Genomic DNA, 16,678 nt, shown 5'->3' with positions numbered 1-16,678 from the left:
TCGGGGAGAGCCTCAACCCTGAAGGTAACTCTCCGCTCGTCGCAGCGACCGTGGCGGGACGGCGTGCCGCGCCGAGTAGACGTAGACTAGAAAAATAGGGGCGGTTGCCCGCCCCTATCCAGCTTCAGCCGTGCTTCATGCCGCCCTTAGCATGATCGCAGCAGTCCGCGGCCTTGGCTTTTGCGCCATCCTTGCAGCAGTCCGCACCGTCCTTGCAGCACGCCATGTCGGCGCAGCAATTGGCGACAGCGGCGAATGCGCCAGTCGACAGAGTGAGGGCGAAGGCAGCGCTGATGAGCTTAAACTTGGTCATGATATTCTCCGAAACTTACGTGTGATGATGTTCAATTTCACACGGTTTGCGGAGGGGTGTGGCCGGAGCGTATGCCACGCCTAAAAGGCCCGTCTGTGGAGCTGGCCATGGCGATAGACGGGAGGACGGAACCAGCTCGATATGTTCGACGGTTTCGCCGGCAACTGCAACGCACGGTATAGCGCAAGCCGACGCAGGCGCCTTTTTGATGGGAGCGCCTGCTGATTTGCTGGCGCAGTCCATCATCGCGGACGCAGCCGGAGGCGCGGCCATCGCCATCGTCTCGCAGAGCGGGCCAAGCCGGACCAGCAACATCACGGCCAGGACGAAAAACGCCATGGAATGCAATATCTTGGACAGTGGGCGAGCCCGGCGTTTCATTGGATGCATCTAGAAGCACACTCAGTGATGCACAATGTCGCAGGAGCGGTTTGCCACACTAAGCGGACTTTACTGGCCTTTCCGATACGTTGGTGAGGTTGCGATGCTCGAAAGGTCCGTGGCGCTATCGATCGGCATACCTGCCTCCTTTCGCTCGGAATAGCGATCGACAAGCTGCGTGGTGTGCGGGCGTAGCAGGACCGTGAAGCGCACCAGCTCCTCCATCACATCCACGATCCGATCGTAATAACTGGACGGCTTCATCCGACCGGCGTCGTCAAACTCCGCAAACGCCTTGGCTACGCTGGATTGGTTGGGGATCGTCACCATTCGCATCCAACGGCCGAGGACGCGCAGGGTGTTCACGCTGTTGAACGACTGCGATCCCGCCGACACCTGCATGACGGCAAGCGTGCGGCCTTGCGTTGGGCGCATGCCGCCCATCGACAGCGGCAGGTGATCGACTTGCAGCTTCATGATGCCAGTAATCTGGCCATGCCGCTCGGGGCTGCACCACACATGCCCCTCCGACCACATCGACAGTTCGCGCAGCTCGTGAACGGCCGGGTGGTCGTCCCCGTCACCTGATCGGGCAACGGCAACGTCGAAGGATCGAAGATCCGCGTTTCGCAGCCGAAGAATTGCAGCAGGCGAGCAGCTTCCTCGACGCATAGCCGCGAAAAGGATCGCTCCCGCAGGGAAGCCGTAGAGCAACAGTATGCGCGGAGGTGGATCACCAGCGCCCAGCCCAAGGGCAGGACGATCGAGCGCATAGCGCCGATCAAGCGCGGGCAGATTATCAGGATCGGAGAGAGTGCGGAGCGGCATCAGGCGGTCCTTGGGCCAAGCAGAATGATACAGGTGCCGATCAGGCAAAGTGCAGCTCCACCCGCGTCCCAGCGATCGGGCCTTACCCCTTCGACAGCCCAGAGCCAGATCAGCGATGCGCAGATGTAGACGCCGCCATAGGCAGCATAGGCCCTCCCCGCTGCGTCGCTATCCACGCGTGTCAGTAGCCAGGCGAACAGCATAAGTGAGACCACGCCCGGAGCCAGCCACAGAGGCGATTTGTCCAGCCGCAACCATGCCCAAAAGGCAAAGCACCCTGCGATTTCCGCAAGCGACGCGGCAAGATAGACGAGTGCCGTCATACCATGCTGATCCTGATCGCGAGTGCCGCGAGCGTTACCAGCAGCACCGGGATCGTTAGTGTCGCACCAACCTTGAAGTAATAGCCCCAGCCAATCCGGATGCCCTTTTGCCCGAGGACATGCAGCCAGAGCAGTGTCGCGAGCGAACCGATCGGCGTGATCTTCGGTCCGAGGTCGCACCCGATTACGTTGGCGTAGATCATCGCTTCCTTGATCGCGCCCGTGGCGTGCGTCGCGTCGATCGACAGCGCGCCTACTAGCACGGTCGGCATGTTGTTCATCACCGACGAGAGCAGCGCGGCGATGATCCCGGTCCCGAACGCTGCACCCCACACCGCCTTGCGCGGTACGATCGAGCAGGCTGGCAAGGTGGTCAGTCAGGCCCGCATTGCGGAGGCCATAGACGACCAGGTACATGCCGAGCGAGAAGATCACGACCTGCCACGGCGCGCCGGCCAGCACCTTGCGCGTCTGGATGACGTGACCGCGCGCGGCGATGATGAGCAGGAGGACTGCGCCGGCAGCAGCCACGGCGCTGACCGGCACGCCGAGGGTTCGAGCAGAAAGAAGCCGGCAAGCAGTAGAGCAAGAACGACCCAGCCCGCCTTGAACGTGGCACGGTCGCGGATCGCATCACCGGGCGTGCGGAGCTGCGCCACATCGTAGCTTGCCGGTATGTCGCGCCGGAAGAACAGCAGCAGCGCAACCAGTGTCGCGGCGATCGACGCCAGATCGACCGGCACCATCACCGAGGCGTAATCGGCAAAGCCGATCCGGAAGAAGTCGGCCGACACGATGTTGACGAGGTTGGAGACGATCAGCGGCAGACTGGCGGTATCAGCGATGAATCCCGCCGCCATCACGAACGCCAGCGTCGCCTTGTCCTTGTATCCCAGGGCACGCAGCATCGCGATAACGATCGGCGTCAGGATCAGCGCGGCGCCATCATTGGCGAACAGCGCCGACACCGCCGCCCCGAGCAGGACGATCAGCACGAACAGCCGACGACCATGCCCCCGCCCCAGCGCGCAACGTGGAGCGCCGCCCATTCGAAGAACCCGGCTTCATCGAGCAACAGGCTGACGATGATGATCGCGACGAACGTCGCGGTCGCGTTCCAGACGATGCCCCACACCACCGGCACGTCAGAGAGCGAAACGACCCCGACGAGTAGCGCGACGGCCGCGCCGCCTAGCGCGCTCCAGCCGATGCCCAGGCCCTTGGGCTGCCAGATGACGAGCGCGATCGTGACGACGAAGATAGCGAACGCGAGCAGCATCAGGCGATGCGCTGGCCCGAAGCATCCACAACCTGTTCGCCGTCTTCCTTGGCAAACGCGCCCTGTTGGGCATCAGGCAGCAGATCGAGGACCGCTTCGGACGGTCGGCACAGCTTCACGCCGAGCGGCGAGACGACCAGCGGCCGGTTAATGAGGACCGGATGCGCCATCATCGCGTCCACCAGCGTGTCGTCTGACAGCGCATCGTCACCAAGGCCCAGCTCCGCATAGGGCGTCCCCTTCTCGCGTAGCAGATCGCGGGGCGTGATCCCGGCGCGGTCGATCAGCTCGACCAGCAACGCGCGCGAGGGTGGGGTTTTCAGATATTCGATGACGTGCGGCTCGATGCCAGCATTGCGGATCATCGCCAGCGTGTTGCGCGACGTGCCGCACTCGGGGTTGTGATAGATCACGATATCGACGGCCACGGGGCGTCCTTTCAGCAGCAGGGGGTGAGTTCGGCCAGGAGCGGCGCACGCAGTTCAGGCGAGCCGGCACAGCAATCCTTGACGAGGAACAGCGTTAGCGCGCGCAGCCCGTCTAGATCGGCACGGTAAATAATCGACCGGCTATGCCGTTCCGAGCGCACGATGCCGGCGCGCGCGAGAATGCCGAGGTGCGCGGACATGGTGTTCTGCGGCACGTCGAGCTGACGGGCAATTTCACCCGCCGCCATGCCGTCCGGTTCGTGGCGAACCAGCAGGCGAAACACGTCGAGGCGTGTGCCTTGCGCGAGCGCACCAAGCGCAATGATAGCCGAGATCGTTATCCATGCATCCGGCATAGCGGATATGTTAAGTTATGAAAGCTCTCACGATCTTCAAACCACTATCGATTCCGACAACGCCCTGCACCGACATGAAAGCGGCAGGCGTAAAGACCATGCCGGCCACGACATGTCGGGCATGAAAAGTAAATGGGAGGAGGCGTCCGCGCCTCCCTCTTTAATGGCGGGCGAACACCTTGCGTCCGGTTGGTCCGAACGCGATCACCTCATAGGGCTGTGCGTTCATGCCCGGCATTTCCATGCCAGGTGATCCCACCGGCATACCCGGCACAGCAAGCCCGTTTACGCCTTTGGGATGCTGGGCAAGCACCCGTTTCATGTCGGCAATCGGTACATGGCCCTCAAATGCCATACCGTCGACTACCGCGGTGTGACATGAACTGAGGTCGGCGGGGACACCCATCTTGCGCTGAAGCACATCGCGGTGAGCGTCATCGATGATCTGCACGTTGCGCCCGAACTGCTGACGGACCTGCTTGGCCCACTGCTCGCAACAGCCGCACCCTGGATCGCGGTGCATGGCAATGCTGTTCGCCGCTAAGGCCACAGCCGGGGTCATCATCGCTGCGGCGACGATCGCACTCCGGATCGTAAACTTCATTGCTAAACTCCTTTGGTGAAGCCCCGCCCGGGGGCGGGGTTCCTGCCAGCGGCCTTATTGGGCGCGCTTGCCATGCGACTTGAGCCAGCCCTGAAGCTCGGCGATGTCCTTTTCCTGCTTCGTAATGGTCATCTGCGCCATCCGCTTCGTGTCGGCATCCTTCGCGTCCCGAAGCGCCACGCGCGACATGGTAACGGCTCCACGATGATGTTCGATCATCTTGCGGGTCCACATCTCCGATGCGTCTCCCTGCTTCGCGGCCATCATCTTCTGATGCATGTCCATCTCGGATGCGGCGTAAGGATTGCCCGGATCATTCATCATCTTGGAATGATCCATTCCCTGCATCTGGCTATGATCCATGCCCGCCATGCTGCTCTGTGCGGCAAGCGGACTGGCGGCGAGCGCTGCGGCTAACATGCCGATCGTGGTAATGGTCTTCATAGTCGTTCTCCCGAGGTATCCCCCACCTAGAGAGAGTTACGCGGCAACGTCGTGCACCCTTGGACTTTTCTTTGCCTGCGGCGCGGCCAGCGCATGTAGAGCAGCACCACGCCTGCCACCGCAAGGGCTAGCCCCCAGCTGCAAATGCCATCATCCAAGGGGTGTTGAAGTTCTCATGGTTTTTCCAGTCCATGATGTGGAGGCCCCAGAAAAAATCATAGAGCCGCCACGTACCCGTTCGGACACCGACAATCCTACCGTTCTCCGGTGACACGAACACGCGCGTCGTCTCGGCGTCCTCGAACTCCACACGCCAGACCGGCAGTTTGCCACGAAACTCCGTGCTCGCTGTTCGAGCAAACATGACGGACGCAACAGGGACACCGGGGCCGCGATATGCCGCGCGTGCAACTCGTAGCGCAAAGGGCGCATCGATACGCTGCATCGGCAAACCGGTCCGGGCGTCGTGCATCCGGACCGTGCCGTTAGCCATCGTCAACTCGGCGACGGGTTGTCCGAACAAGGTCGTGTAGCGCAGTTCGCGCACCGGGCCGGGGGCAGCGCCCAACACCGATGCCGGGGAAGCAAACTCCTGAGCCGGATCGATCGTCGCCGTGTTCTCGCGTGCAACGAGGTGTTCTCCTCGTACCCGCTCGATCGGCAGGATGCTCATCAACAAGCCGCTGGAGAACCAGAGCAGTAGCTGCACCCCGATAATCAGTGCCAGCCAGCGATGAAGCTTGCTGGCACCGACATGAAGGCGGAGCCTGCCGCTCCTCAGAACCAGGTCCTCACGCCGGCAACGAAGCTGAAGCCGCCCGTGTCATCACCGCGTGCTCTCGTGAAGCGTGCCGTGTCGCCGAATTGCCTTTCCCACGACACGCCGATGTAGGGCGCAAACTCACGCGACTTTTCGTAGCGCAGCCTGAGCCCGAGTTCGAGGTCCGTAAGCCCCGATCCGATGCCGTCCTGGCGCACGTCTTGGGCTGCAAAGTTGGCTTCCACGCGAGGCTGAAGGACGAAGAATTGTGTCACTCGCTCGTCGTACCATGCCTCGGCTCGGCCAAGCACGTCGCCCTTGTCAGAAAGGAACAGTGCCCCCTCGACGTCGAACCAATAGGGCGCAAGCCCCTCGATCCCGACCGTCGCGTAGGTGCGAGAAGGGTTCGGCTTGAAGTCGTAGCGGACGCCCGCCTGAAGGTTCCAATAGGGATCGAGCGCACGGCTGTAGAGCGCCTGCACCTCGGCCGCTTCGAGCGGTTTGCCAAATGTGCCCTCGCCTTCGCTCTTCAGGGTGAGACGGTTGATGTCTCCCCCGATCCAAGCCTCGCCATCCCATCGATAGCCGTCCCCGCCTTTGCGCGCCTGATACTCGGCAAGGTTGAAGAGCACTTGGTAGTAGGTCATTCCGCCATGCTCGCGGCGCAGGTCGCGGTTGGCATCGCTCATGGCTGCCTCGCCGTAATAGCGAGACGCTGCCAGCACCGGAGATGGTGCAGGCGCGGGCGCATTGCCCGGCTTCAGGTCTGTACCGACAGGCACGGTCGCCATTCCCGGCATTGAAGACATGTCATGCTGCGTTGGCTGGCCGGGTGCCATATCCATGCCGGGCATCGCCGACATATCATGGCCGGTGTGCTCGCCTGTTGCGGTAGCCGGAGCAGGGTTCATGCCTGACATTTGGGACATGTCGTGGCCGGCGTGCGGATCGGCCGCGTTCGCACCGCTCATGTCCATGCCGGGCATCGTGTGTTCGGCATGTGGATCGGCTGCAGGCTTGGAGGACGCTTTGCCGGGACCTTCCTAGTCGCTGCCTTCTTGGCAGGGGCCCGCTTTGTGGCCGGTCTCGATCTAGCGGTCGGTTTTTCGCCGGCATTTTCATGCCCGGCATGCTCATGCCCGGCATCATTGAATGGTCCATCGTCTGCGCCGTGGCAGGTGCCGTGGCGACCAGCGCGCCGATCCCGGCGAGAAGCAGCGCCTTCATGCCGCCTCTCCCTTCGCCGAACGGACCTGGACGACCTGCATCATGCCCGCGTGCATGTGGTAGAGCATGTGGCAGTGGAATGCCCAATCGCCCTCGTTGGCGGTCACGTCCCAACTGACCTTGCCCCCGGTTGGACCATGACGGTATGCTTTCTCGGGCTGTACGCGCCGTGCCCCGTCACCAATTCGAAGAAGTGGCCGTGCAAGTGGATCGGGTGGCCCATCATCGTGTCGTTGACCAGCGTGACGCGGACGCGCTCGCCAGCAAGAAATGGGATCGGTGCCTTCACCTCGGACAGCTTTTCACCGTCGAGCGCCCACATGTAGCGTTCCATGTTGCCGGTAAGGTGGATCTGCACCTCGCGCGACGGCGCGCGCAGATCGGGATTGCGATCGACCGCGACCAGATCGCGGTAATTCAGCACACGATGCCCGACATTCTCCAGACCCTGACCGGGGTCGCCGGTACGATCCATCGGCATCGGCGAGATGGTCTGGACACCCGGCCCCTTCTTCACGCCCGGCGCTTTCGAAAAGTCGCGCATGTTCATGTCCATGCCCGCCATGCCGCCCATTGCCATACCACCTGCGGCGTCGGGCGCACCTGCCATGCCTGGCATCGTAGCACCCGACTGCATCGCGCCGTGATCCATCCCGGCCATTCCGCCCGCGCCGGCACCGGCAGCACCGTGGTCCATCTGCGCGTGGTCCATCGCAGCGGCGGGCTTTTCAGCCGTGGCCATTGATCCGTGATCCATTCCAGGCATGCCACTATGGTCCATGCCCTGCATCGAACCGCCGCCCGACATATCCATGTTCATGTCCATCCCCATGTCCTTCATGGTGGCGACAGGGCGCTTGCGAAGTGGAGGGACTTCAGCGGCCATGCCTTCGCGGGGGCTTAGCGTTGCGCGCGCCATGCCGGACCTGTCCACGCTCTCACCGACCAGCGTGTAGGCGCGCTCGTCCGATGGAGTGACGATCACGTCGTAGGTCTCGGCCACGCCGATCTGGAACTCGTCGACCTCAACGGGACGGACGTTGAGGCCGTCCGCCTGGACAACGCTCAGCTTCAACCCCGGAATCCGGACGTTGAAGGTCGTCATCGCGGACGCATTGATGACACGCAGCCGCACCCGCTCGCCCGGCCTGAACAGCCCCGTCCAATTGTCCTGCGGCCCATGCCCGTTGACGAGATAGGTGTAGTTTGAACCCGTCACGTCGGCGACGTCGGTCGGGTCCATCCGCATCTTGCCCCAATCGAGGCGATCCTTGAGCGGCTGGTCCTCGCCCTTGAGCAGGCCGGCGAGCGTCTGCTGCTGCCGGTTGAAATAGCCCGACTGCTTCTTGAGCTTCATGAAGATGCGATGCGGGTGGAGCTGGCTGTGGTCGGACAGCACGATAACGTGCTCGCGATCCGACTGGATCAGGTCAACGCCCTTGGGGTCGATCACGATGGGGCCGTAGAGCCCCATCTGCTCCTGCAACCCGGAATGGCTGTGATACCAATAGGTGCCGGCCTGCACGATCGGGAACTCGTAGGTGAAGGTCGTGCGCTTATCGATGCCGGGGAAGGCAACGCCCGGCACGCCGTCCATCTGGAACGGCACGATCAGGCCGTGCCAGTGCAACGAGGTCTGCTCATCAAGACCGTTCTCGACATGCAGCCGCACGGTCTGACCTTCCCGCAGCCGGATCAGCGGTGCGGGCACAGTGCCGTTAATGCCGATGGCGTGGCTCTGCCGTCCGTCGATCATCATCATCTGGTGCGCGACCCGGAGCCGGATTTCATCACCCGATACAGTAGGCAGCGGCTTCACAATACCAGCGGAAACAGGCTGCGCCCATGCCGGCATATATGCCGACAGCGCAACACCGCCTCCTGCAAGAGTGGCACCGCGCAGCAATTGGCGGCGGTCTAGAACGCGCGACATGGTAGCTCCTTGGGATTGAGCCGCTGCCGGCCCGTCTCACCTCTTACGCGTCCCGTGCGCCTACCCCTTGGTTCTCTTTCAAATTTTCGGCGAGGCGCGCGCGAGCCCGATATAGCCTGGTTTCGACCGCCTTCTGGCTGATCCCCAATACATCGGCCGTTTCCGCCTGGCTCAAACCCTCGATCGTGCGGAGCACCAACGGTTCTTTGAGATTCATCGGCAAGGTCGCGATGGCGCGCGTCACTTTGGCAAGTTCCTGCCGATCGGCTGCTGCGTCATCGATTGCTACCTGATCGTCCGCGATCGTCTCGGCCTGTTCGTCGAGCGGTGCGGCAAAGGAGAAAAACCGACGGACCGCGCGCTTCCTTGCCCAATCCCGGCATTTGTTGACGGCGATCGTAGAAAGCCATGCTTTCATCGCCCGCTGTGTATCGTAGCGCGGCATCGCCTGATGCGCCGCGACAAACGTCTCTTGAACCAAATCGAGCGCTTCGTCGGCCTCGCCGACAAAGGCGCGCGCGAGCCGGAATATAGGCTGACGATAGCGACGCATGATTTCGGAGAATGCCGCTTGTCGGCCAGCGATGCTGAGCGTCGCCAGTTCGCCGTCGGACAGGGTGGTCCAATCGAGGCTCACCCCTGGTCGTCGGTGAGCGCCTTCACCACCGCAGCATCGAATTGGGGGGTCTGATCCGGGCGCAAAGCTGCCGCATGGCGAAGATATGCGCCAACGTTGCCTTCTGTAACTCGCCCATCGCCGCATGACTCTGATCGACCGCGGCGGTCACCTTGGGGCCGTTGCCATGCTCGGTCTCAATGGCCTCGGCTAGCCGTGCATTGTCCGCGCGCATTTCCAATTCCAGCGCGTGGCGTTGCACCGCGAACCGGTCCTCTAGGCTTTTCAGCCGGGCCTGCTGATTGCCATCAAGCGCCAGCTTATGGTGCAGGACCTCGTGCAAGGCGGTGCCCGGTTGCTTAGGCTGGGGCAGCAACACGCGCGCAAGAAATACGCCTGCGATAGCCGCGAGGAAGGCCAGTACAACGCAGACGATAAGCCGCTTGGTCGATGTCATGGCTCACCAATCAGCAAGACCGATGGCGCCAGTGGTGATGCGCCCCCGAGCGGCGAAAGCGACACCGCAGGGCTGGCGGTCGCCGGAAGTTCCGCGCCAACCATGCCGATCGCGAGCGCTGCGACCATCACGCCCCCGACGCCCAATCCGGTCAACCGTGCGACGGGCTGCGCACCGATGCGTGCGAACACCTGCGCTTCGATCCCGTCCAGCGATGCCGGCACGGGTGCGCCCGCGAGCCTCGCCAATGTTCTGTCTAGATCGTCCATGCTGTCCACTCCGCGCCTCTACCACTTGTTACGCAGCGATGCCCATCACCCCTCGACTTCCGTCATGAGGGGCGAGCGGCCGGGCCGCGTAGAACAGGCACGAACCTGATCGGAGTATTCCCATGCGTCGCGTCTTCCTTCCTACCGCTGTCGTCCTTCTCGGCCTTGCCGGAGCCGCCCAGGCCCATCCCAAACTCGTATCCGCATCCCCGGCACCGAATGCGATGGTCGCGAAGCCCGCCAATGTCACACTGCGCTTCAGCGAGAAGCTGATGCCCAAGTTTTCCGGTGCGGATCTGATGATGACCGGGCATGGCGGCATGACGCACGCACCAATGAAAGTCGTCGGGACCGCAACTGTCGGCTCGGACGGTCGCACCCTCGTCGTCACGCCCAAGTCGCCGCTCGGCGCGGGTAGCTATAAGCTTGCCTGGCATGTGGTCTCGACCGACACACACCGCATCACCGGAAACTACGCCTTCACGGTGAAGTAAGGTGGAAGCCGACTGGCCGCTGATCGCGGTTCGCTTCGCGCTTTACGTGACGCTGAGCGGGCTGTTCGGCCTCTCGGCATTCGGCCTCTACGGGTTGAAGGTCGGTGAGCGCGGCAACGCGCTTGCCTTCCGCCCTTGGCTGTTCGGGACCGGGCTTCTCGCCCTGCTATTCTCCGGCATAGCGGTCGCGCTGCTCGCAGCCGCGATGGCAGGTGCACCTCCGTGGCCGATCGATCGGGAAGCAGTCGGAATGCTGCTCTCGACTCCGCAACGGGCACGGCATGGAAAGTACGCATGATCGCGCTCTTGGTGGCGTCTATCGCTGCCCTAATAGCGGCGCGGCGCACGATGCCGCTTGGCTTGGTCGCCATCTTTTCCGGCGTCGCTCTCGCAACGCTCGCCTGGACGGGGCACGGGGCGATGGACGAAGGCGCGACCGGGTGGGTGCATCTGGCGGCCGATATCCTCCATCTCCTGAGCGCTGGTGCGTGGGTGGGAGCGCTGCTCGGGCTTGGGCTGCTGGTGACACGACCAGCGCGGCGCACCGATGCCGCCCACCTCGCACTGACCTATCGAGCGCTGCACGGGTTCGGTCTGACCGGCACGATTGTCGTCGGTACGATCGTCATCACCGGCCTCATCAACGCTTGGCTGTTGGTTGGCCTTGGCAATCTCCCGACCCTCGGCACGACGGTCTACGGCAGGCTCTTGATCGCCAAGCTTGTGCTGTTGGGTGGGATGCTCGGACTCGCTTCGCTTAACCGCTTCCGCTTTACACCGGCATTCGAACGATCGGTGTCAGCAGGCGATTATAAAGGCGCGCTGCGAACCTTGCGAACAAGTCTTGCAGTCGAGGCTTCGTGCGTGGTCGCGATCCTCGTGCTGGTAGGTTGGCTCGGCACGCTCGAACCCTGCGTCGGCCATGTAGCTATTGGTTTGAGGGCAATCGAGCTTTGCGACGTAATTTAATTAGGTGCCGTGAGTCGTTGGAAGGGGGCTTGACCCTGACACGGTGTCGAGACCTCTACATGCTCTCGGGTTGAAGGAGTTTTTCTATGAACGACCCTGATTTCCACGCCCATTTGGCCGGGGGCTGCGGGTGCTCGAACAAGCAAGCTGATAAAGCTGCTGCGATCGAGCGCGAGGCGGGCGCGTCCTGCTGCTCGTCCTCCAAATCTCCGGCTGTTCCACAAGCTGCCAAGGAAGGATGCTGCTCAGGGAAAGCGGGCGGAGAACCTTCTGCCACAGTGACCGACCCGGTATGCGGCATGACCGTTGATCTGGCAAAAACAGCGCACCATGCCGAGCATGCCGGGCACGAGTATCATTTCTGTAGTGCAGGGTGTCGAACCAAGTTCGTCGCTGACCCTGATGCCTACCTTGGGGCCAAGCCAAAGCCCGAGCCGGTGGCAACCCCGGGAGCGATGTGGACGTGCCCCATGCACCCTGAGATTCTGTCGGGAAGGGCCGGGAACGTGCCCCATTTGCGGCATGGCCCTCGAACCGGAAGAGCCGTCGCTCGATGACGGTCCCAATCCAGAACTAGTCGATTTCACCCGGCGTTTGTGGGTAGCAGGAGCGCTCACCGTTCCGCTGCTCATTGTTTCGATGTTCGCCGAGATGTTTGGGCTCCATGTTGTTAGCCCTACCGCTTCGCCTTGGGTCCAACTCGCACTCACTGCGCCAATTGTGCTGTGGGCGGGATGGCCGCTTTTCGAGCGGGGTGGATGTCGCTTCGCACCCGCCATCTGAATATGTTCACGCTGATCGCGATCGGCGTCGGTGCGGCATTCCTCTACAGCCTGGTCGCAACACTCGCGCCCAGCATCTTCCCTGCGACGTTCCGGATGCACGGGGGCATGGTCCCAGTCTATTACGAAGCTGCCGGCGTCGTCGTGACACTGGTGTTGCTCGGACAGGTTCTCGAATTGCGCGCCAGAGCGGCGACTGGCCGCGCGATACGCGCCCTCATGGACCTCGCTCCCAAGACAGCGCGACGGTTGCGGTCTGACGGGTCAGAGGAAGAAGTCAGCCTTGCCGACGTGGCAACCGGAGATCGGTTGCGGGTCCGCCCCGGCGATGCGATCCCGGTCGATGGCGTGGTGGTCGAGGGTCGCTCCTCGGTCGATGAATCCATGCTCACCGGCGAGCCGGCCCCGTCCTCAAGGAAGTCGATGCCGCAGTCACGGGGGGACGGTGAACGGCACGGGCAGCCTCGCTATGGAAGCCGGCGCGGTCGGTTCGACACGATGCTGGCGCGCATCGTCCGCATGGTCGCGGAAGCGCAGCGCAGCCGTGCCCCGATCCAGGCGGTCGCCGACCGGGTATCGGGCTGGTTCGTACCTTTGGTCGTGTTGATCTCGGTCGCGACCTTCGTGGTGTGGTCGCTGGTCGGTCCCGAGCCGCGCATGGGTCACGCCTCCTTAATGCGATCGCCGTGCTGGTGATCGCCTGCCTGCGCGCGCTCGGGCTCGCGACCCTATGCGTCGATTATGGTTGGCAACCGGCCGCGGCGCGCAGGCCGGCGTGCTCGTCAAGAATGCCGAAAGCCTACAGGCACTCGATAAGGTCGATACGCTGGTCATCGACAAGACGGGCACGCTAACGGAAGGCAAGCCGTCGCTGGTCGCGATCGAGGCAACCGGCACCGTTGGAGAGAACGACATGCTCGCGCTCGCTGCGGCTGTCGAAGGACAGTCCGAACACCTCGCTAGCCCACGCGATCGTCGTCGCCGCCAAGGAACGCGGATTGCAACTCGCCACGGTCGCAGACTTCGCTTCGCAGACCGGCATGGGTGTGCAGCGCCACGGTTGGCGGCCGATCGGTGGTGATCGGCAATGCCGCACAAATGAGCCGGGTCGGTGCCGATCCCCAGTCACTCGACGCTTCGGCCGATCGCCATCGGAGCGAGGGAGCCGGCGTCATCCTGATCGCGATCGACGGCGCACTCGCGGGCTTGCTCGCGGTTGCTGACCCGGTGCGCCCTTCGGCGCGCGACGCCATCGCGGCTCTTCGCAAGGAAGGCTCTGCGCGTTATCATGCTGACGGGCGACAATCGCGGGACGGCCGATGCGGTTGCGCGCGCCGTGGGCGGCCTGGACGATGTACGCGCCGATCTGCGACCGGAAGATAAGGCGCGGATCATCGGCGAATTGAAAGCTGATGGTGCCAAGGTTGCAAATGGCCGGCGACGGTATCAACGACGCCCCGGCGCTGGCCGCTGCCGACGTTGGGCTCGCGATGGGGACGGGAACCGACGTAGCGATAGAAAGCGCGGGCATGACGCTCACACGCGGCGATCTTTTCGGCGATCGTGCGCGCGCGCAAGCTCGCCCGTGCGACGATGCGGAACATTCGGCAGAACCTGTTCTTCTCATTCCTGTTCAACGGGGTCGGCGTGCTCCGTCGCGGCCGGCGTGCTCTACTCCCGTTGCCGGCATCCTTCTGTCACCAATGCTGGCTGGCGCTGCGATGGCCCTCTTCCTTCACCGTCGTGCTCAACGCGCTGCGTCTGAACACGGTGAAATCCATGAACATCGGGGCGGCGTCGGAGGCCAGCGGCGTCTCGCAACGCATGATCCGCCACTACGAGAAGATCGACCTTGTGCCCGGCACCGCTCCGGCGCGGGAGCTACCGGGATTATTCGGAAGTGGACATTCATCGGCTGCGGTTCATCGCCAACGCGCGAGACCTGTGTTTAATCGAGGAGATCCGCACGCCACTTCGGCTTGTGGTCGGATCGGATCGGTCGAGCGCCGAAGTTAAGGCGCTGGCGAAAGCGCGCGCTGCCGAGCTGGGCCGCAAGGCGCGCGCGTTGAAAAGCTGGCGCACTGGCGCTGATCGACTTGGCTGAGCGCTGTCACGGCGATGATCGCCCGGAGTGCCCAATTATCGAAAGCTCGCTGGACAATCCGATCGAGCGCGGCGCTTAGCGTGCGTGCGCTCTACCGCCTGTAGGCTTCGCAAGCGGTTCTAGTGTTCTCCCTTCTCGTGGAAAACGGCTTTGGGAAAGATCTATCGTTCCCAAAAGACCATCGTTTTCGAGGAAGCTTTGTGTCAAAACCGAACGGTTCTGACGCTTGAGATAGGTCGCCGCCTTCAAGCGCTTACTGGTAGTCAGAACCCTCATTCAGAATAGCTCGACAAGGGGTTGCAGTCGGTGGCTTGCTTGGACCAAATCGCTTTTCCGAAAGCGGTCGAGGTAATCTTCGGCGGTGACAGCGGATTGTGAAACTGACGTGCGTTGGTTTCCGATTGCGGTCAGCGCCTTGGCCGTATCGAGGTCGGATGACATTAACGATGAAGTCGTCGGATGCTTCACCTCGATACCGTGGCGGGCGGCTGCTTCGACCGGAAAATCCTTGAGGTTGTACGTGACAATCGCGTCGGCTCTGCCGTGAATCGCTGCGGCAAGAACATGGACGTCCTTGGGATCAGGCAGTGTCAGGGCAGGCATCAGCGGTTCGTAGCCTTCCACCAGCGCCTCCGAAGCTGTCCATGTAGGTCCGCTGGCGTTGGAAATGGTCAGCTGCCAGATCGGCAAACCGTCGCCTTAAGCTTTCCTCCCACTCGGCCAGGATGGCCTCGCTCCAGAGCGCCGGAACAGCCGGCTGGCGGCGAACCACGCGCGCACCCCGCACGATGGAGGGGTGCGGCTGACGTTGGCATCGAGCAGGACGGTGTAGCGGCCGACCAGCATCAGGGACGATCGAGAGGCGTGTGATCGTCGAAGAGGCCAGCTTCCTGATCCAGATCCGCCATTTCCTGCAGGGCCTCAGCGCCGGGCCGCATCCATGCGGCTTGCGGTAGGTCAGCACGTCGCGGCCGAGAAGCTTACGATGCGTGCCGACCATCCGGAACGGCAGATCACCGCGTTCTAAGAGCTTAATGAGGTGTGACGCGACATGTTGAGCAGGTCGGCTGTTGGCTAGTTGTAAGCTCGGCCTCGTACCGGCACGCATGTGACGGCATGACTGTTGCCGATCTCAACCAGCATCTTGACGATGCTGTTGAACACACCAGACGGCAGGCTGATAACGTCCTCACCTGCCCCTTCTACAGTCAGGTGAATAGGGCGGCTGAATCTACCCTCGACAGTGCACGCGCGGCGTTACCGGCCGCCTCGATCTCGTGTGCAGTAGGCTCGGGCCTCGTCGATATTGAAGGCCACGGCGGCCATGTTTCATCCCCAGGGCGGAAGCCATCTAGTGACTGCGAGTTGTAAACGCAATAAGTGAAACGAGTGTCAACGGGAAGACGTTCCACTGCGGTGATCGTCGAGCATGCTGAGCGGGTGGGCGCAATCCAGTCGCCTCCCAGCTTGGGGTATGGACCGCAGAACAGATCACCTGTGCGCACGCCGATAGCGCGCGTTCATCCAGCGCCGGCGTCGAGGCTCCCGGGCCATCGTGGAGCATGTGGCAGCGTTGGCAGAGCGCCAGCGAGCTGGTGAAGCGCACCGTCGCTCGGATCATGCGCGTTAGGGTGCGCGCACAGCCAGGACCACCGGTGTGTCCACCGGCCTTGTACCAGAATGTTTTCCGTAGGCCGTCGCACGCGCCGGCCCCGGCCATTGCGCCAGCATTGCCGGTTCCGATCCCACCACCGTCCGTCGCCTAGGTGGAAGACCTTCTGCCTGTGGGGACGTCCACAATGCTCGCAGTGTCCCCCGCCCGCACGAAGCGTACCTGGTGTGATAGCTGCACCCAGTCGATCGGGTACAAGAACACGTGCTCGGGCCGGATAGGCATCAGGCCTTCCCTGCCGAAGTGTCAGGCTGCGCAGTCCACCGCATTATAAAGCCACCGTCGCTGCGGTCAGCGCCCGGTAGAGTGTGGCATGGTGGCATTTGAGCAGCTTGGCGGCTTCGCGCACCGATACGCCTTCGCTTATCGACCGTTCGCCGAGCGTGATCTGGATCGGGGGTGAGCTTTGCGGATCGGCCAAGCGGACTCCCTCGCCTTA

At 62.8% G+C, this 16,678-nt stretch carries 21 protein-coding genes and 5 pseudogenes; 9 read left to right on the top strand and 17 right to left on the bottom strand.

What is annotated here, in order from left to right:
* Positions 1-124: 124 nt before the first annotated feature.
* From AC0IX7_RS21275 to AC0IX7_RS21210, 14 genes and pseudogenes are all read right to left on the bottom strand, one after another.
* A complete protein-coding gene (locus AC0IX7_RS21275) occupies positions 125-313 on the bottom strand; it encodes a hypothetical protein (RefSeq protein WP_041394287.1) in 189 nt (62 codons plus the stop codon).
* Between the two features lie 450 nt (positions 314-763).
* Positions 764-1,522, bottom strand: a complete 759-nt coding sequence (arsH, locus tag AC0IX7_RS21270; protein WP_471814271.1) for an arsenical resistance protein ArsH — start codon at positions 1,520-1,522, stop codon at positions 764-766.
* Positions 1,522-1,845, bottom strand: a complete 324-nt coding sequence (locus AC0IX7_RS21265; RefSeq protein ID WP_031393241.1) for a YnfA family protein — start codon at positions 1,843-1,845, stop codon at positions 1,522-1,524. Before AC0IX7_RS21265 ends, arsH begins: the two co-directional genes overlap by 1 nt.
* A pseudogene (locus AC0IX7_RS21260) lies at positions 1,842-3,124 on the bottom strand (arsenic transporter). Before AC0IX7_RS21260 ends, AC0IX7_RS21265 begins: the two are co-directional and overlap by 4 nt.
* Positions 3,124-3,552 carry an arsenate reductase (glutaredoxin) gene (gene arsC, locus AC0IX7_RS21255; protein WP_082446616.1) on the bottom strand — a complete coding sequence of 143 codons (429 nt, stop codon included), beginning with the start codon at positions 3,550-3,552 and terminating at the stop codon, positions 3,124-3,126. Before arsC ends, AC0IX7_RS21260 begins: the two are co-directional and overlap by 1 nt.
* Positions 3,553-3,563: 11 nt before the next feature.
* Positions 3,564-3,908, bottom strand: a complete 345-nt coding sequence (locus AC0IX7_RS21250; protein ID WP_471814269.1) for an ArsR/SmtB family transcription factor — start codon at positions 3,906-3,908, stop codon at positions 3,564-3,566.
* A 160-nt stretch (positions 3,909-4,068) separates the two neighbouring features.
* The gene (locus AC0IX7_RS21245; RefSeq protein ID WP_055763320.1) at positions 4,069-4,512 is read right to left on the bottom strand and encodes a DUF411 domain-containing protein; all 444 of its coding nucleotides are present in this window, start codon (positions 4,510-4,512) and stop codon (positions 4,069-4,071) included.
* Positions 4,513-4,566: 54 nt separating this feature from the next.
* Positions 4,567-4,956, bottom strand: a complete 390-nt coding sequence (locus tag AC0IX7_RS21240; protein ID WP_235516307.1) for a DUF305 domain-containing protein — start codon at positions 4,954-4,956, stop codon at positions 4,567-4,569.
* A gap of 127 nt (positions 4,957-5,083) precedes the next feature.
* On the bottom strand, positions 5,084-5,665 hold the full coding sequence (locus AC0IX7_RS21235; protein ID WP_471814268.1) for a hypothetical protein: 582 nt from the start codon (positions 5,663-5,665) through the stop codon (positions 5,084-5,086).
* 68 nt (positions 5,666-5,733) lie between these two features.
* Positions 5,734-6,702, bottom strand: coding sequence for a copper resistance protein B (locus AC0IX7_RS21230; protein ID WP_471814266.1), 969 nt, complete (start codon positions 6,700-6,702; stop codon positions 5,734-5,736).
* Between the two features lie 237 nt (positions 6,703-6,939).
* Positions 6,940-8,876 (bottom strand): annotated as a pseudogene (locus tag AC0IX7_RS21225) (copper resistance system multicopper oxidase).
* Positions 8,877-8,919: 43 nt separating this feature from the next.
* Positions 8,920-9,513 (bottom strand): RNA polymerase sigma factor, encoded by a 594-nt coding sequence (locus AC0IX7_RS21220; RefSeq protein WP_055763333.1) that lies wholly within the window; start codon positions 9,511-9,513, stop codon positions 8,920-8,922.
* A pseudogene (locus AC0IX7_RS21215) lies at positions 9,510-9,949 on the bottom strand (periplasmic heavy metal sensor). Before AC0IX7_RS21215 ends, AC0IX7_RS21220 begins: the two are co-directional and overlap by 4 nt.
* Positions 9,946-10,218: a hypothetical protein gene (locus AC0IX7_RS21210; protein ID WP_055763369.1), complete on the bottom strand. Its 273-nt coding sequence runs from the start codon at positions 10,216-10,218 to the stop codon at positions 9,946-9,948. Before AC0IX7_RS21210 ends, AC0IX7_RS21215 begins: the two are co-directional and overlap by 4 nt.
* 122 nt (positions 10,219-10,340) lie before the next feature.
* Here AC0IX7_RS21210 and copC point away from each other — a divergent pair, with 122 nt between their 5' ends.
* The 8 genes and pseudogenes from copC to AC0IX7_RS21170 form a co-directional block, all read left to right on the top strand.
* Positions 10,341-10,712: a copper homeostasis periplasmic binding protein CopC gene (gene copC, locus AC0IX7_RS21205; RefSeq protein WP_055763339.1), complete on the top strand. Its 372-nt coding sequence runs from the start codon at positions 10,341-10,343 to the stop codon at positions 10,710-10,712.
* Between the two features lies 1 nt (position 10,713).
* On the top strand, positions 10,714-11,010 hold the full coding sequence (locus tag AC0IX7_RS21200; protein ID WP_471814264.1) for a hypothetical protein: 297 nt from the start codon (positions 10,714-10,716) through the stop codon (positions 11,008-11,010).
* Positions 11,007-11,681, top strand: coding sequence for a copper homeostasis membrane protein CopD (gene copD / locus AC0IX7_RS21195; RefSeq protein ID WP_471814263.1), 675 nt, complete (start codon positions 11,007-11,009; stop codon positions 11,679-11,681). Before AC0IX7_RS21200 ends, copD begins: the two co-directional genes overlap by 4 nt.
* Before the next feature lie 86 nt (positions 11,682-11,767).
* Positions 11,768-12,238: a YHS domain-containing protein gene (locus AC0IX7_RS21190; RefSeq protein ID WP_471814261.1), complete on the top strand. Its 471-nt coding sequence runs from the start codon at positions 11,768-11,770 to the stop codon at positions 12,236-12,238.
* The gene (locus tag AC0IX7_RS21185; RefSeq protein WP_471814299.1) at positions 12,159-12,464 is read left to right on the top strand and encodes a heavy metal-binding domain-containing protein; all 306 of its coding nucleotides are present in this window, start codon (positions 12,159-12,161) and stop codon (positions 12,462-12,464) included. Before AC0IX7_RS21190 ends, AC0IX7_RS21185 begins: the two co-directional genes overlap by 80 nt.
* On the top strand, positions 12,440-13,159 hold the full coding sequence (locus AC0IX7_RS21180) for an HAD-IC family P-type ATPase (protein WP_471814259.1): 720 nt from the start codon (positions 12,440-12,442) through the stop codon (positions 13,157-13,159). Before AC0IX7_RS21185 ends, AC0IX7_RS21180 begins: the two co-directional genes overlap by 25 nt.
* Before the next feature lie 49 nt (positions 13,160-13,208).
* Positions 13,209-13,544: a hypothetical protein gene (locus AC0IX7_RS21175; RefSeq protein WP_471814257.1), complete on the top strand. Its 336-nt coding sequence runs from the start codon at positions 13,209-13,211 to the stop codon at positions 13,542-13,544.
* Positions 13,545-13,751: 207 nt separating this feature from the next.
* Positions 13,752-13,832: pseudogene (locus AC0IX7_RS21170) on the top strand (hypothetical protein); the annotation flags it as partial.
* Between the two features lie 22 nt (positions 13,833-13,854).
* Here the strand turns inward: AC0IX7_RS21170 and AC0IX7_RS21165 are convergent.
* The gene (locus tag AC0IX7_RS21165; protein ID WP_471814301.1) at positions 13,855-14,067 is read right to left on the bottom strand and encodes a hypothetical protein; all 213 of its coding nucleotides are present in this window, start codon (positions 14,065-14,067) and stop codon (positions 13,855-13,857) included.
* Between the two features lie 175 nt (positions 14,068-14,242).
* On the opposite strand from AC0IX7_RS21165, the pseudogene AC0IX7_RS21160 reads away from it, so the two are divergent.
* Positions 14,243-14,646, top strand: a pseudogene (locus AC0IX7_RS21160) (MerR family transcriptional regulator).
* 197 nt (positions 14,647-14,843) lie between these two features.
* Here the strand turns inward: AC0IX7_RS21160 and AC0IX7_RS21155 are convergent.
* Both AC0IX7_RS21155 and AC0IX7_RS21150 read right to left on the bottom strand, forming a co-directional pair.
* The gene (locus AC0IX7_RS21155; protein ID WP_471814255.1) at positions 14,844-15,257 is read right to left on the bottom strand and encodes a PIN domain-containing protein; all 414 of its coding nucleotides are present in this window, start codon (positions 15,255-15,257) and stop codon (positions 14,844-14,846) included.
* A 1,250-nt stretch (positions 15,258-16,507) separates the two neighbouring features.
* Positions 16,508-16,660: a hypothetical protein gene (locus AC0IX7_RS21150; protein WP_471814254.1), complete on the bottom strand. Its 153-nt coding sequence runs from the start codon at positions 16,658-16,660 to the stop codon at positions 16,508-16,510.
* Positions 16,661-16,678 lie beyond the last annotated feature (18 nt).

Source organism: Sphingomonas sp. AC411, from assembly GCF_979253035.1.
Note: the sequence above shows the minus strand (reverse complement) of the source record. Positions and strands in the feature narration are given on the sequence as shown.